Origin of the sequence: Clostridium sp. CAG:221 (assembly GCA_000435835.1) — a bacterium.
In the GTDB taxonomy this organism is placed as follows: Bacteria; Bacillota; Clostridia; order Clostridiales; family Clostridiaceae; genus Clostridium.
This window is the reverse complement of record FR883429.1, coordinates 124,984-140,303: the sequence shown is the minus strand read 5'-3', so window position 1 is coordinate 140,303 and position 15,320 is coordinate 124,984. Positions and strand designations below refer to the sequence as shown.

General features: G+C 27.9%; 12 protein-coding genes and 1 pseudogene. 9 read left to right on the top strand and 4 right to left on the bottom strand.

The genetic code is table 11. The features are described 5' to 3' along the window. Window positions 1-47: 47 nt before the first annotated feature. The 3 genes from abc-f to Q5O44_RS15030 form a co-directional block, all read right to left on the bottom strand. Window positions 48-1,967 carry a ribosomal protection-like ABC-F family protein gene (abc-f, locus tag Q5O44_RS15040; RefSeq protein ID WP_022169278.1) on the bottom strand — a complete coding sequence of 640 codons (1,920 nt, stop codon included), beginning with the start codon at window positions 1,965-1,967 and terminating at the stop codon, window positions 48-50. Between the two features lie 180 nt (window positions 1,968-2,147). Beyond that, the gene (locus Q5O44_RS15035; RefSeq protein ID WP_022169277.1) at window positions 2,148-2,765 is read right to left on the bottom strand and encodes a DUF4397 domain-containing protein; all 618 of its coding nucleotides are present in this window, start codon (window positions 2,763-2,765) and stop codon (window positions 2,148-2,150) included. A 12-nt stretch (window positions 2,766-2,777) separates the two neighbouring features. After that, window positions 2,778-3,503 (bottom strand): hypothetical protein, encoded by a 726-nt coding sequence (locus tag Q5O44_RS15030; RefSeq protein WP_022169276.1) that lies wholly within the window; start codon window positions 3,501-3,503, stop codon window positions 2,778-2,780. Between the two features lie 177 nt (window positions 3,504-3,680). Here Q5O44_RS15030 and Q5O44_RS15025 point away from each other — a divergent pair, with 177 nt between their 5' ends. Both Q5O44_RS15025 and Q5O44_RS15020 read left to right on the top strand, forming a co-directional pair. After that, window positions 3,681-4,973, top strand: coding sequence for an aminotransferase class V-fold PLP-dependent enzyme (locus tag Q5O44_RS15025; RefSeq protein ID WP_022169275.1), 1,293 nt, complete (start codon window positions 3,681-3,683; stop codon window positions 4,971-4,973). A gap of 82 nt (window positions 4,974-5,055) precedes the next feature. Beyond that, a complete protein-coding gene (locus tag Q5O44_RS15020; protein ID WP_022169274.1) occupies window positions 5,056-5,589 on the top strand; it encodes a carboxypeptidase-like regulatory domain-containing protein in 534 nt (177 codons plus the stop codon). 56 nt (window positions 5,590-5,645) lie between these two features. Here Q5O44_RS15020 and Q5O44_RS15015 read toward each other — a convergent pair whose 3' ends face one another. Further along, window positions 5,646-6,836, bottom strand: a complete 1,191-nt coding sequence (locus Q5O44_RS15015) for a 6-phosphofructokinase (protein ID WP_022169273.1) — start codon at window positions 6,834-6,836, stop codon at window positions 5,646-5,648. 220 nt (window positions 6,837-7,056) lie between these two features. On the opposite strand from Q5O44_RS15015, the gene Q5O44_RS15010 reads away from it, so the two are divergent. The 7 genes and pseudogenes from Q5O44_RS15010 (at window position 7,057) to Q5O44_RS14980 (ending at window position 15,287) form a co-directional block, all read left to right on the top strand. After that, complete coding sequence (locus Q5O44_RS15010; protein ID WP_022169272.1) at window positions 7,057-7,611, top strand: manganese efflux pump; 555 nt, start codon at window positions 7,057-7,059, stop codon at window positions 7,609-7,611. Between the two features lie 257 nt (window positions 7,612-7,868). Beyond that, complete coding sequence (locus Q5O44_RS15005; protein ID WP_022169271.1) at window positions 7,869-10,454, top strand: 3'-5' exonuclease; 2,586 nt, start codon at window positions 7,869-7,871, stop codon at window positions 10,452-10,454. Window positions 10,455-10,547: 93 nt separating this feature from the next. After that, the gene (locus tag Q5O44_RS15000) at window positions 10,548-11,321 is read left to right on the top strand and encodes a hypothetical protein (protein WP_022169270.1); all 774 of its coding nucleotides are present in this window, start codon (window positions 10,548-10,550) and stop codon (window positions 11,319-11,321) included. Between the two features lie 116 nt (window positions 11,322-11,437). Beyond that, the gene (locus Q5O44_RS14995; RefSeq protein ID WP_022169269.1) at window positions 11,438-12,118 is read left to right on the top strand and encodes an ABC transporter ATP-binding protein; all 681 of its coding nucleotides are present in this window, start codon (window positions 11,438-11,440) and stop codon (window positions 12,116-12,118) included. After that, window positions 12,118-13,983 carry an FtsX-like permease family protein gene (locus Q5O44_RS14990; RefSeq protein ID WP_022169268.1) on the top strand — a complete coding sequence of 622 codons (1,866 nt, stop codon included), beginning with the start codon at window positions 12,118-12,120 and terminating at the stop codon, window positions 13,981-13,983. Before Q5O44_RS14995 ends, Q5O44_RS14990 begins: the two co-directional genes overlap by 1 nt. A gap of 310 nt (window positions 13,984-14,293) precedes the next feature. After that, a pseudogene (locus tag Q5O44_RS14985) lies at window positions 14,294-14,935 on the top strand (response regulator transcription factor); the annotation flags it as partial. Window position 14,936: 1 nt separating this feature from the next. Further along, a complete protein-coding gene (locus Q5O44_RS14980) occupies window positions 14,937-15,287 on the top strand; it encodes a hypothetical protein (protein WP_022169266.1) in 351 nt (116 codons plus the stop codon). The last annotated feature ends 33 nt before the right edge of the window (window positions 15,288-15,320 follow it).

Sequence of the window (15,320 nt, the reverse complement as noted above, 5' to 3'; positions counted from 1 at the left end):
AAAAATTCAAGTGTTTTTTATGTGATAAATAAAAAACTTACTGAAATTTATTCAGCAATTTTTTCCCATTCTTCATAAAGAGATTCTAGTTTACTTTCTGTTGAACGTATTTCTTTATTAACCCTATTACTTTCTTCAGGGTTAGAATATACGCTTTCTAGACATAGTTGATTTTGAAGTTCCTCTAATGCTTCTTCTAAGTCGGTAATACTTTTTTCTATGTTTTTTATTTGAAGTTTTAACGCTTTTGCTTCTTTATCAGCTTCTCTCTTTTTCTTCTTTTCCTCTTTTATTTGTGTTTTTGTTTTTCCAGAAGCTAATTCCTCATATTGCTGGAATCGATTTGGATTTTCCTTCTTTTCTTGGTAGTAACTATAATTACCAAGATATTCAGTAATTCCATCTTCCTTAAGTTCTAAAATACGATTTATAACCTTGTTTAAGAAATATCTATCATGAGATATTATCATTAATGTACCATCATATTCAAGGATAGCATCTTCTAAAGCTTCTCTCGATAGTATATCTAAATGGTTTGTAGGCTCATCAAGTAAAAGTAAGTTAGACTTAGAAAGCATAAGCTTTAATAAGTTAATCCTACATTTTTCTCCACCACTTAGTTTACTTATTTCTTTAAAGACATCATCACCAGTAAATAAGAATGAGGCAAGTACACTTCTAAGCTTAGTTGTAGTCATATTAGGGAATTCATCCCATACTTCATCTAAAATAGTCTTTGATAAATCAAGGTTAGATTGCTCTTGATCATAGTATCCTACATTTACGTTGGTACCTAATACTTTTAAGCCACAATCAGGTTCAATCTTATCCATTATTATTTTAAATAATGTTGTTTTTCCTCTACCGTTTTCACCTATTAAAGCAACTTTTTCACCTCGTTTTAAATCTAATGAAAGATTTGTAAACAGTGTTTTATCGCTATAGGATTTCTTCAAGTTTTCAATATGTAAAACATCATATCCACTTTTAACTTGAGTTTCAAATTTAATTTTAGAGCTTTCCTTATCAGTAGGAGGAGCATCAATCTTATCCATTTTTTCTAGAGCCTTTTCTCTACTTTCAGCAGCTCTAATACTTTTTTCACGATTAAAAGAACGGAATTTTTCAATTATTGCTTCCTGTCTTTTAATTTCTGCTTGTTGAAGATCGTATGCTTTTTGCAAAGCTTCATATTTTTTCTTCCTTTGTTCAATATATTTAGTATAAGGAACATTATAAGTTTCAACGCTTCCGCTGATTACTTCAAAAGTTTTGTTTGTTACAGAGTCAAGGAAGAATCTATCATGAGATATAACTAATACAGTTCCCTTATAGCTTTTTAAGTATTCCTCTAGCCATGTTATTGCTTCTAAATCAAGATGGTTGGTAGGTTCATCAAGAAGTAGTATATCAGGTTTTCTTAAAAGAAGCTTACATAAAGCTACTCTTGTTTTTTGTCCACCACTTAAAGTATATATTTCTTTGTCAAAATGTTCTTCTGCAAAACCAAGCCCGTTTAATACTCTAGATATTTCACCTTTATAAATATATCCACCTTTATGTGAATAGATATCTTGCAATGTAGTATAATCCTTTATAAGTTTATCATGATAGGCTGCATTGCTAGCATCATAAGGTTCGTTCATTTTCACTTCTAAAGTAGCTAATCTATTTTCAATGTTTAATAATTCTTCAAAGACAGATAAAGTTTCTTCATATATTGTTTTTGAAGAATCAAGGGATAAATTTTGTGATAAGTATCCAAGGTTACTTGTTTTATCTATAAATACTTCACCAGAATCTTGCGAAAGCTCTTTTGTTAATATTTTAAAAAGAGTTGATTTACCTTCACCATTTGGACCTATTACACCAACTTTATCTCCTTCATTTATAGAGAATGTAATGTTTTTTAATATATCTCTAATACCATAACTTTTACATATATCTTTACAACTTAAAACTATCATTATAATTAACCTCCATATTAAGTAGAGTCGTAATTATTATACTATAATAAGAAATTTAAAGCTATTGTAAAAGTAAAGTAATAAGCTCAGGTGGAAAATTAATCAATGAAGATTTATAAAGATAAAATTTAGGAACTGTGTTATTTGAATGTTTAATTCAATTAAAACAGTTCCTAAGTTTTATTGGTAGTCTACAGTAAGAAGATATCCTAATTGAGGAGTATCATTAAATAAACCAATTATATAAATGGTATAGAAGTTACCATTATAAAAAGAAATGTTCTTTATATATTTTGTAATGCTTTGATCTGAAGCAACGGTAACTTGTAGATTATAAATGCCAGAAGAAAGCATATAGTAGCCTGTAGTTTCTAAATATTCAACGCTATTGAAGAGTTCTATATTATTAGGCAATGAAAGGCTAAGTAATGGAGAGTTAGGAGAAAGGTTTATAAACCTAAGGAAAGTATATATCTTGGTAGAAGGAACATTATCATCTTTAAGCCTAAAAAGATATAGGTTATCTTGTAGTGTAACTACTGATATTGTGTAATTTGAACCATGAATGGTGGTGATATCCTGTGAAAGCAATGGTGTATCATAAGTACCTGCAGCATAGAGTTGGAATTGGTAGTTACCTGCTGGTAAAGCAGAGTATTTAGTTAGTTTTCCAAAGGATACATTGCTGGCAATAAGATTACCATTGGCATATATATCAATAGGATTAGCTGTTGGAACAGCATGTAGTATTCTAATATTAGAATCGGTAACAGGTGCATTTCTATTAAATAAGCTCATTGAATCACCTACTTATTTATGTTCTAAAGTAATTTTGATTATCTTTTTAATTATTAAAGATGCTATAGGAAGTGGTATCCTATAGGCTTTTAGGGTAGAAAAGATATGAGAATTATTAGTTTTTATGGATTCAAATATTTCATCAATTTCCTTATTAGAAGCAGAGTCTCTAGAATCATCATATAAGGATAAGTTAAAATTTCTTAATATATCTAACGGATTTATAAGCGGAAGATAATAACTTATATTTCTAAAATCAGTGGTGTTATATGAAAATAAATCATTAGAAGACGGTTCAGATGGAAATTCATTATTTAAGGCATTCTCATTAGATGAAGTAATAGAAGTAGTATTACTGGTATCCATTGAAGGAATATTATTAGGATAAGGCATTGCAGGATAATACCCTGTAGTGTTACCGGAATTAAATGTAGGATTAAGTAATGATGAATTAGTCATATATGGATTACCTATATTAGTGCTACTCATATTAGTATCTGCTATATTTTCAGTGTTCATATATGGAGTATTCATATTAGTAGATGAATTTAATCCTAAAGGTGGGAAGCCTATATAAATATTATTACAATCACTATTTATGGAAATTCCATCTAAAGCATTGGGGGTAGTAATTGAATTAAGCTTGGAATTACCCATATTCAAGGGCGGATTAATATCTAAAGGTGTAAATTTTAAATCATCATTATTATTATTTTTTTTTACTTTTTTCTTTTCCACTTTAATTTTTATCCTCCAAAAATAATTTATTAATAATGTATGAAAAAATTAATTTATCTGTTACTTAAGTTTATGAATAGGTCTGTAACCTTAGAATCTTATAAAAGAAATATAATGAAAAGAGGTAGTAGCAATGTCAAATTGGAATGAATAGTATGTAATGGAGGGGAGAATGTCATGCATAGAGATAATATAGATGAAATTAGAAAATTATTTATAGGGTTAGACAATAAGATTGTAATTAATGGAAAAAAACAAGTTATTCCTATAAATTTAGATAATGCCGCTACTACTCCAGTTTTAAAAAAAGTTATGAAAGCTGTATTAAAGGCTAGTGAAAATTATGGATCTATTGCTCGGGGTGATGGACAAAAATCACAGTATAGTAGTGATTTATATGAGGAATGTAGAAGATATGTTATAAAGTATTTTAATGCACCTCTAAATAAATATACTGCTATATTTGTAAGCAATACCACTGAAGGAATCAATAAATTATCGAATATTTTAATTAAAAATAAAAATGATATAGTAATAACCAGCAGAATGGAGCATCATTCTAATGACCTTCCCTGGAGAGGTAAGTGTGATTTGAAATATGTGGAAGTAGATGAAAAAGGTCGTATAATCATGGAAGAGTTAGAAGAGATGTTTAGTATTTATCAGGACAGAATAAAGTATGTAACTATTACAGGTGCTTCTAATGTCACTGGATATATTACTGATATAAGAATGGTAGCTAAATTAGCTCATAAATATGGAGCTAAGCTTATAGTCGATGGAGCTCAATTAGTGCCACATAGGGCAGTAAATATATGTGGGCAAGAAAATGATGATTATATCGACTTTTTAATATTTTCAGCACATAAAGTATATGCACCATTTGGTAGTGGTGCAATAATAGGGCTACGGGATGAATTGGAAAAGTACCCACCTGATACTAAAGGTGGAGGAACTGTAGAAAGGGTTTTAGATGATGAGATAATATGGCTATCTACACCTGAAAAAAATGAAGCTGGAAGTCCAAATTTTTTCGGTGCAGTTGCATTAATGCAAGCATTGAAAGAAATGAATAAAATTGGACTTGAATTAATTGAAAGTAATGAAAAGAAATTGCTGAAAATGTTGATTGATGGAATGAAGAATTTTGAAAGAGTAATTCTGTATGGTGATAATGAAAATATTGAAGATAGATTAGGAATAATGGTATTTAATATAGATAGATTATGTTATGAAATGGTTGGAGAATATTTAGCGAGTATTAGAGGAATTGCAGTAAGACAGGGAGGATTTTGTGCGCACCCATATACACGAAGATTGCTGGGGATAAAAAATGATGAAATAGAAGAATATATTAAAAAAAATGGTATGCCAGGTATGGTAAGAGTAAGTTTAGGAGCATATAACTCAGAAAAGGAAGTAAATATATTTTTAGAAACCATAGAATATATATGCAAAAAGTGCTTGTAAATAATATATTTTTTATATAAAATTCACCTTTTTGGTAGAGTTATCATATTTTATAGTATAAGAAACTTAGGAGGGAAACGTTATGAGCGGAAGAATAGGTAGTTGTACTTTTTCAACTGGGTGTAATCAGCAAATTAATGCAGTAGCAAAAATAGAAAATGAAGATAGATGTGCAGTATTAGGAACTGTAGTAAATAATGGTGGGAGAGCAATAGCTGACGCTGTAGTTGTATTATTAAAAGTTAATGATAGATGTTCAATTCCAACACCAATAACTCATACTTTTACAGATAGATATGGCCAGTTTGTATTTGGACCTTTATGCCCAAATTCAACTTATATGCTAAAGATATACAAAGATGATATTAATGTAGAAAATATTAATTTAATTTGTAATTGTCAAGTTGGTTCATGCTTAGGAAGGAACAATAATAATTCTAATAATTATTCAAATAACTATTCTAATGGCTATTCAAACAATTATTCAAACAATTATTCAAATAATTATTCAAATAACTATTCAAATAACTATTCAAATAACTATTCAAATAATTGCTGTAATAGCTGTTCAAATAGAAACAGAGAAGGCTATAGAAAATCTGAAGATAATATGTAGATAAGAATATAAGTAAATAAAAGGCTCTAGTAATTAAACTAGGGCCTTTTGTTATATTATTTATTAAATACTTTGAACTCTGGAAGAGGAGAAATTAGTGGTAGTAAATATTTAAGAGCTTGTGGTTTTATATGATTTCCCTTATCATTAATCCAGTCAGTTGGAAAGTATTTAATGTTATTAGCAACTTTATTAGCTTCAACAAGTGAATAAGAAGTTTCATATGGTTCATTAGAAGTTCTTTCAATTGTAACCATGTATCCACATTTTCCAGTAAGTGAATATTTTAATGCTTCATATCCAGCTTCATAAGCTTCTTTTAAATCTATTTCTGAAGCACAATGCATTGCGCATCTTTGAAGTACACCAAGTTCTAAAGATTTAACTCTTTTTGTTATACCTGCATTTATAATCAGGTTTTTTAAGTAATTACCTACGCCGCCTAATTGAGCATGTCCGAATTTATCATTGGCATCAGCTTGCATTTCAGAAATGAATTTTCCTTTTGTATCTTTAATGCCTTCAGAAACCACTATGTACACTTGGTTTTGTTCTTCGAATTTATCTGTAACATCTTTTAAAAATGTTTCAATTTCAAAAGCTTTTTCTGGAAGATAAATAAAATCTGCAACTGGCTTACCATTCATTTGTGCTAATGCTCCAGCAGCAGCTAGCCATCCAGTATCTCTTCCCATAGTTTCTAGTATGAATATACCATTGTTAGTATATACAGAAGAATCTAAATATGTTTCTAAAACTGAATTTGCGATAAATTGTGCAGCACTTCCAAAGCCAGGAGTGTGATCTGTATACATTAAATCATTATCTATAGTTTTAGGAATTCCTATAAATGTGATGTCTATGCCAGTTTCTTTTGCATATCTGCTAAGCTTGGCAGTGGTATCCATAGAGTCATTACCACCTACATAGAAAAATGCTTTTATATCATTAGCCTTTAGTACATCTAATAACTTGTCATATTCTTCAGTTGATTCATCTAATGATTTCATCTTATATCTGCATGAACCTAAGCCAGAAGATGGAGTAAATCTAAATTTATTAATTTCTTCATCACTATAAGAAGTTAAGTCAATTATATTACCATTTAAAATACCCTCAATCCCATTTAAGCCTGCAAAAACCTTATTATATGCTTTTAATTCCTTGTTTGCATTATAAAGTCCTACTACACTTGAGTTTATTACAGAAGTGGGACCACCTGATTGTGCTATGATACAATTTGCCATTAAAATACGCTCCTTTTCTAAATGTGCTATACTATTTAAAGTTAATTCGTAATACAATATATACTATACAACAAAAAATAGATAAATAAAAGTATTATTTTTATAATAAAGTACAAATTAATGTAAAAATCAAAAGGAAAATTAAAATATGTCGCCAAGTAACATATGTAAAAATATTCAATAATACAATGTTATATAAGTATAATTTAGGAGTGGGCATATGAATATAAAAGATATCCTTATAGTTGGAGTAGCTTTGGCTATGGATGCATTTGGTGTAACTATAAGTATTGGATTAAATAAACGTGTAAATAGAAGCAAGAAAATAGGTTTTATTATTTCTTTTGCATTATTTCAATTTTTATTTTTCTTTAGTGGCGCTATTATGGGCTTTTTATTTGAAAAATATATTACTGCAATTCCCAATATTATTGGAGGAACAGCCATAGGGATAGTAGGGGCAATGATGATAAAAGAGGGATTTGAAAAAAATGAAAATGAAGATCTAGTTTTAAAAAATATTATGTATTTAATTTTAGGTGTTTCAGTAAGTATAGATGCATTGGTAGTAGGATTTACTACTATAGGTACTACAATATCTTATTGGATTATTTTTATTGATTCTATTTTTATAGGAATCATAACTCTTATTATATGTACCTCAGGATTTTATTTTTGTCGTTTTATAAGAAAGATAAATTTCATAACCCAATATGCAGACTTTCTAGGGGGAATCATTCTTATTCTCTTTGCCTTCAAAATGATCTTTTTCTAAAGGAAAAGGTCATTTTAATTAAGTCACCAATTGAAAATGTAGAATGTAAAATGAAGAATTAAAAATTAAGGGTAGAATTTCTACGAAATTCTTTTTAAATATATATTTAAGAAATTTCCTCAAGGAATTTCATCCTCAATTCTTCATTCTTCATTTTTAATTTTTCATTCTTAATTGTTTAATTAAACAATTAGTTTCGCAGTTTATTTAATTTTGGCTATAATAGTAGATAGTATAAAAATTTCGGAGGTGTTTTTGTGGCACTGAATAAAGAGCAGGTTACAGTTGTTAATGAATTAAATGAAAATATAATGCTTTTGGCCTCAGCAGGAACTGGCAAGACTGAAACTTTAGCCAGAAGAGTTGCTAATATAATTGAAGCTAAAAAGGCCAGTGGTGATGAAATATTATGTATTACCTTTACCAATAAGGCATGCAAGGAAATGAAGGAGAGGGTGGAGCAGATTGCCGGTGCTGAAGGAAATAAGGTTAATGTAAGCACTTTCCATAGTTTTTGCTTCGATATTATGAAGCTACAAGCCAAAAAAAGAACAGATATATTTACTGATTTTGTGGTTTTTGATGAAGATGATTGTGTGGAAATAATAAAAACATGTAATTATTACAATTTTCCTATTCCCTTAATTCAAAGATTTCTAGATTTTATAAAGTTAGAAAGAGCAAGAAGAGATATTTATTCTGAAGATGAAAAGAAGGATTATGAAGAAGTAATAAATTTATCTTTTAAAGAGAATGAAGAGAAGCTTAATGGCATATGTTCAGATAGAGGTAATATAAATTTAAATTTTAAAAAATTCATTAAAGAAAATGGTCATACACTTATTAATAGCTATAATGGGGCTTTACGTAATAATCATGCCGTTGATTTTGCTGATATAATTGTCAGTGCAAAAGAGCTGTTTAAGAATGAAGATTTAATAAATAGCCTAAGAAGCAAGTATAAATATATAAATATTGACGAAGTACAAGATACTAGTTTCTTGGAATATTCAATAATAGAAAAGATATTTGGCAATAATAATATTTTAATTTGTGGAGATGTTTTTCAAACTATATATAAATGGAGAGGTTCGGAACCAAATAAGATATTTGATAAGTTTAAAAGTAAATATAAACCAAAGGAAATTATCTTTGTAAAAAATTATAGGGCAACTAAGAATCTTACAGAGGCATCTTTATCATATTTAAAAAATGCCTTTGAAAATGAAGTAAATGAAATATATAAAGAAGAAATAAAGGCTTTTACGGAAGCTGAAGGTGAAAAGATTAAATATAAAGCTTTAAATAACTCCATGGAAGAAGCAAGATTCATTGTGGATGAAATAAGAAGGCTACAAGCTAAAGGTGAAGATTTAAATAAGATAGCAGTACTAACAAGAGATAATAGATATAATGTTGAGCTTAGCAGAAACATTGAGAATATATTATCTAGAGAAGGAGCAGATTTTTCTTTTGCCTTAGTGGATCAGTTTAGATTCTTTAGAAGGCAGGAAATAAAAGATATTATTGCTTTTTTAAAGCTTATTGGCAATAAGAATGATGCAATTAGTTTAAAAAGAATTGTAAAAAGACTACCTACTGGTGTAGGAGATAAGGCTTTTGAGGCTATAGAATCTGATGAGTATAAATCAATAGGCATAAGCCTTTGTGATTATATTGATGAAAATACTGTTTTATTTGGTGAGAAATACGGGCTTTTAATCAATGAATTTGAAAATAATAATATTATTGTCTTTGATGTGGAAAGCACTGGTGTTGATGTTACTGAAGATGAAATAATTCAAATAGCTGCCATAAAGATAAATAAATATGGTGAAGTTACAGAAAAATTTGAAAAGTTCTTAAAGAATAAGAAGTCAGTAAAATCATCGGAGCATGTTCATGGATTTAGTGATGAGTTCTTAAGGGAAAATGGAGAAGATAAAGAAGTTGTATTAAAAGAGTTTATAGAATTTTCAAAAGATGCAATAATTGTAGGGCATAATGTACAATTTGATATAAATATATTAACTAGTGAATTAAGTAGATTAAATTTAGGAAAAGTAAAATTTAAAGGCTTTTTTGATACCTTAGATATTTATAAGAGATTTTATTCCAATTTACCTAATCATAAATTAGATACATTAAGCAGGATTTTTGAAACTGTTAACAAACCAAGCCATGATGCTATGGATGATATTTTAGCCACAAAAGAACTTTTAGTGATGGCAATAAAAAATAAGATAAAACCTACATCACTAGAGAGAATTGCTCATATGTCAAAGCATATGAAGGCTTTTACAGCTATAAGAAATAAGTTAAATGCTTTATTTATTAAGGCTGAATCTTTAAGACCATGTGATATTGTGGCTGAAGTTATTAATGGGTTTAGTATAAAGACCTTATATCCAGGAGAAGAGGGACGTGAAAAAATAGAGCGTCTGAGGGATTTTTATATGCTTTTAAAGGAGTTAGATGAAGAAGAAAAGAGCAATAGGGATGCTCTTATGGAAATAATTAAGATCATTGCATTATCTAATGGCGATTTAGAAGCACTTATTATAAATAGAAGCAAATTTCCTAAGATACCTATAATTACAGTGCATCAGTCAAAGGGACTAGAATATGATACGGTATTTTTAGCAGGACTAAAGGAAAATACTTTCCCTTCATATATGTCAGTGAAAGCAAATAATATTGATGAAGAAAAAAGGACTTTTTATGTTGCTATCACTAGAGCAAAGAAAAGGCTTTATATGACATGCAGTCTTGAAGGAGCTTATGGAAGAAGAGGAGAAGAAAGTAGATTCATAAAGCTAATAGATGATAAATACTTAGGTTAATGATGAATTATGAATTATGAATGATGAATTGTGGAATAAACTCGTAGAGTTTAGAAAAATTAGAAATTAAAGATAAGTAACTAAGAGGTGAAAATGAGCAAGATAAGTAAAGCAATAGATTTGTTAAAGACAAAATATAAAATGGCAATGAAACAAAAAGTATATCAGGGTGAAAAATATAAAGTTAAGTATATATTGGAGGAAAATAAAAATTCAGAAGTTTTATTAATTCTTTTTACTTCATGTACAGCTAAAGGTCAAAAGGCAAGATATAATTATATGAGAACCGTTGAAAAGTATGATGTCAATAAGCTTTTTATCTTAGATGATTTTGGCTTTGATGGACGAGGGGCATATTATTTAGGAAAAGATAAGGATTTTAAGATTGTAGAAGATGTAAAAAGTTTGATAAATAGCATTTGCAATAAGATAAAGCCTAAAAAAGAAGTTTATATAGGTTCAAGCAAAGGTGCTTATGGAGCATTATATTTTGCTTTAGATAGAAAGAACACTTATGTTATTGCAGGGGCTCCTCAGTATATGTTAGGTAATTATTTAAATTTACCAGGTCATAAAGAAATTTTAGAATATATTATGGGAAATACATGTGAAGATTCCATAGAGTATTTAAATGTACTTATGAAGAAAAAATTAGAAGAAAGCACTAAAAATAATACTAAGATATTTTTGCATTATTCCAGTGAAGAGGAAACTTATGAAAGTGATTTAAAGCCCTTGGTTAATGAGATTAATAAATTAAATTATGATTGTGAGTTTGATGTAATGAAATATAATAGTCATGCAGAGCTTACAAAGTACTTCCCTAAGTATATTCAAAATTGTATAGAAAAAATAACTAGAGCTTAATATAAGCTCTAGTTATTTTTATGTTTATTACAAAATTGTAATTTTTAAATTTATGGTAAAGTAATATTTGTAAATTATAGTATAAGTATAAAGTTTGAGAGAGAGGGGAAATAATAATGGCTTTTATAGAAATAAAGAATTTAAATAAGATATATGGCAAAGGTGAAGTTGAAGTTAAGGCTTTAAATAATATAAATTTAGAAATTAATGAAGGAGAATTTGTAGCTATAGTAGGGGCATCAGGATCAGGAAAAAGTACACTTTTACATTTACTAGGGGGAGTAGATAAACCAAGCAGCGGAGAGGTAATTTTAAATGGTACTAATATGTATAGCTTAAAAGAAAGAGAACTTTCTATTTTAAGAAGAAGAAAAATAGGTTTTGTATTTCAGTTTTTTAACTTAATACCTGTATTAACAGCAGAAGAAAATATTGAAATGCCAGTACTTTTAGATGGTGGTAAGATGGATAAAGAATATAAGGCTGAGTTATTAAAGATTTTAGGTTTAGAAGAAAGAAAAAAACATCATCCAGCTCAACTTTCAGGAGGACAGCAACAAAGAGTTTCCATAGGAAGAGCGTTAGCTAATAAGCCATCATTAATTTTGGCTGATGAACCAACAGGAAATCTTGATTCTAAAAATTCAAAAGAAATCTTAGAATTATTAAAGTATTCTGCTAAAAAGTATCATCAAACGTTGATTCTTATAACTCATGACTTAGCCATAGCAAAGGAAGCTGATAGAGTAATAACCATTGCTGATGGAGAAATAATAGGCAATGAGGTGAATAAATAATGAAAAATTATAGTGAAATCACTGTAAAGTATTTAAAAGAAAAAAAGAAGAGAACCTTATTCACCATTGTTGGCATAATAATATCACTATCATTAATTAGTGGAGTGGGCTTTTTAGGATTAAGTTTAAAAGATTATATGTATAATTTAATCATAAATGATGGTGGAGATTATGAGTGCAGTTTTAATGGGATAAATTATAAAAATATTAAAGCACTTAAATATGATGTTGATTTAGAAAAGGTGGCTGTAACCACTTATGAAGGAGTTTTTACAGATATAAAAAATGAAAAAGAAAACTATATTGATATTTTAAAAGGTGATGAAGAATATTTTAATATAATTACTTCATATAGGATTAAAGAAGGGAGAGTATCAGAAAATGGTGATGAAATAATATTAAATGAAAGTGCTAAGAAGTTTTTTGGTATTAATATTAATGATGAAATTGTATTAAATATAATAAATGAAAATAATGAAGTAACTGATAAAACTAAGACTTATAAAGTTGTTGGATTTGAAAAAGATAAATATATTGGTGGTACTTACTTTTCGGCATATACATTATTAGAGAATATAGAAGCAAATAAAGACTATTTTGTTTATTTTTCAGTAATTGATAGTGGTAATAAAATAAATACAATTTATGAAAAAGCCAAAAGGTTTAATGTTGAAGATATAATGAATATTAATAATGATCTTTTATTATTAAAAGGAGAAAGTACAAGAGATGGAATAAATATTGTAATTAAAGGTATAGTAGCATTTGTTTTTGCTGTAATAGTAATAGCAACTATATTTTTAATATACAATGCAATAAATATTTCAGTGGCAGAAAGAGTTAAGCAGTTTGGTATATTGAGAAGTATAGGAGCTACTCCAAGGCAAATAAGCTCCATAGTTTTTAATGAAGGTATAATAATGTGTTTAATATCAGTGCCTTTGGGAGTGATTTTTGGATATTTAGGTGTAAAAGTGACAGTTAGCCTTCTAGGTAGTAAAATAGCATCAATATTTAATGGTGACTCAATGACAGTAAAGTTTTATCCAAGTATTATATTATTTACACTTGTTTTAGGATTAATTACTATTTTATTTGCATGTTATGGATCAGCAAAAAGGGCAGGAAAAGTTAATGTTATTAATGTTATCAAAGGCAATGATCATGGTGAAAAAATAAAATATTATAAAGGAACATTAGTAAGAAAAATTTTTGGAGTGGAAGGATGGATAGCTTATAAAAATATAAGAAAAAATTCTAAAAGATTTGTAGTCACAATACTTTCCTTAAGTATTTCACTTATTATGTTTATAACTTTTACCACATTAAATTTAAAAAGAATAAATGAATTAAAATATATACAGAAAACTAGTTTCATTCATGGAAGAATATATGAATATAAAGCAGAAAATTCAAGTGAAGTAGAGGATAAATTAAAAGAGATTAAAGATATAGATAATATATATAGAAGACAGCAAATAACTTGTAATATTGTATTAGATAGTAACAATTTAACTGATGAATTTAAAAGATTATATCCAGGATTGTTAATAGATGGATATTTCACTAATGAAGTGTTTTCTTATTCAGAAAATACACTTAAGGAAATAGAAGTAGATAATTTAAAGGATGATGAGATAATACTTATAAATAGTATTAGCAGGTATAATGAAGATGGAAAATTAGAAAAAATAGATATTACAAATTATAAAGAAGGGGATATTATAAAAATACCTGCAGCTTCGTTGAAATATATGAAGATTATGGATATGGAAGAGTGTAAAAAGGCTATTAATGAAGATATTAAAAATAATAATTATATGGAATTTAAAGTGAAAAAGATAGTGGATAAAGATTTATTTTAAATGACGGACTGTATTTATCACCATTTATTATAGGGATTATAGCTAATTTAATAATTGTTTTAATTGCTTCACTTATTCCACTTAGAAAACTTAAGAAAATGACATTGGTGGAAACCATAAAAGCAAGCGAGTAAACTTTGATAATGATGAATTATGAGTGATGAATGATGAATTGATGAATAAACTCCTTAAGGGAGTTTAGAAAATATATATTTATTAGAAACTCTTTGAGTTTCATCCTTAATTCATAATTTTTAATTCATAATTCATCATTATTATAAATATTTATATGGAAAAATTATGTAAATGAGAGAGTGAAGGTTTTGATGTAGTTCATAGTAAAAATTTAAAGGAAGCTAGAGAAAGTTTTGAAAAAGGTAACTTTAACTTAATTTTGCTTGATGTTATGTTACCAGATGGAACTGGATATGATTTTTGTAAATATGTAAGAGAAAAAAGTGAGATTCCTATAATTTTCATGACAGCTTGTGATGAAGAAGTTAATGTGGTTATGGGATTAGATTTAGGTGGGGATGATTATGTTACTAAACCTATAAGAGTGAAGGAGCTTACATCTAGAATAAGAGCTGTATTAAGGAGAAGAGGAATAAATGAAGGCAGGGAAGAAAATAAAGGATATATTATTTCAGGTGATATAAAGTTGGAGCCACTTAAATATAAAGTTTATAAAAATGAGTTGCCTATAGAACTTACATCTATTGAATATAAATTAATGCTGATACTTATAGAAAATAGGGGAAATGTATTAGAAAGAAATAAATTATTAGAAAAGCTTTGGGATATTGAAGGTAACTTTGTAGATGGAAATTCATTAAATGTTTATATTAAAAGATTGAGACAAAAAATTGAAGACGATGTTAAGAAGCCAAAATACGTAGAAACTGTAAGAGGAATTGGTTATAGATGGGCTATGGATGTTAGGGAGAGGTAACATGAGTAATATATTGAAAAATAGTGAAATAAAAAAAGTAATTATTGCTGTAGTGACGTTAGGAATAATTTTTTATTGTATTTCATTTCTAAGTATTAATTTAACTTTTAATAACATAAGTAAGAATTATGCCAAAGAAAATATTGCTTTAGCAGGAGCTATATTAGAAAAATATCCAGAGTTAGAAGATGAAATAATACCTATAATTATTAAAGGATATAATAAAGAAAATTATAATTTAGGATTAAGTTATATGGATAAATACTCATATGGTATAACTTTACCAGCGTATAAAAATTATCTTATAAACAATGAAAGAAGAGTTGTTAATAAAATATGGATAATTGTATAGGCAACCTTTTTATTATTATTAATTTTAGTAAAT

What these genes read in the sequence shown, in the direction of transcription:
- Q5O44_RS14990 (WP_022169268.1), top strand. Translation starts at nt 12,118, where the DNA reads ATGAAAAATTATAGTGAAATCACTGTAAAGTATTTAAAAGAAAAAAAG.
- Q5O44_RS15000 (WP_022169270.1), top strand. Translation starts at nt 10,548, where the DNA reads ATGAGCAAGATAAGTAAAGCAATAGATTTGTTAAAGACAAAATATAAA.
- Q5O44_RS15020 (WP_022169274.1), top strand. Translation starts at nt 5,056, where the DNA reads ATGAGCGGAAGAATAGGTAGTTGTACTTTTTCAACTGGGTGTAATCAG.
- Q5O44_RS14980 (WP_022169266.1), top strand. Translation starts at nt 14,937, where the DNA reads ATGAGTAATATATTGAAAAATAGTGAAATAAAAAAAGTAATTATTGCT.
- Q5O44_RS15035 (WP_022169277.1), bottom strand. Translation starts at nt 2,765, where the DNA reads ATGAGCTTATTTAATAGAAATGCACCTGTTACCGATTCTAATATTAGA.
- abc-f (WP_022169278.1), bottom strand. Translation starts at nt 1,967, where the DNA reads ATGATAGTTTTAAGTTGTAAAGATATATGTAAAAGTTATGGTATTAGA.
- Q5O44_RS15010 (WP_022169272.1), top strand. Translation starts at nt 7,057, where the DNA reads ATGAATATAAAAGATATCCTTATAGTTGGAGTAGCTTTGGCTATGGAT.
- Q5O44_RS14995 (WP_022169269.1), top strand. Translation starts at nt 11,438, where the DNA reads ATGGCTTTTATAGAAATAAAGAATTTAAATAAGATATATGGCAAAGGT.
- Q5O44_RS15015 (WP_022169273.1), bottom strand. Translation starts at nt 6,836, where the DNA reads ATGGCAAATTGTATCATAGCACAATCAGGTGGTCCCACTTCTGTAATA.
- Q5O44_RS15025 (WP_022169275.1), top strand. Translation starts at nt 3,681, where the DNA reads ATGCATAGAGATAATATAGATGAAATTAGAAAATTATTTATAGGGTTA.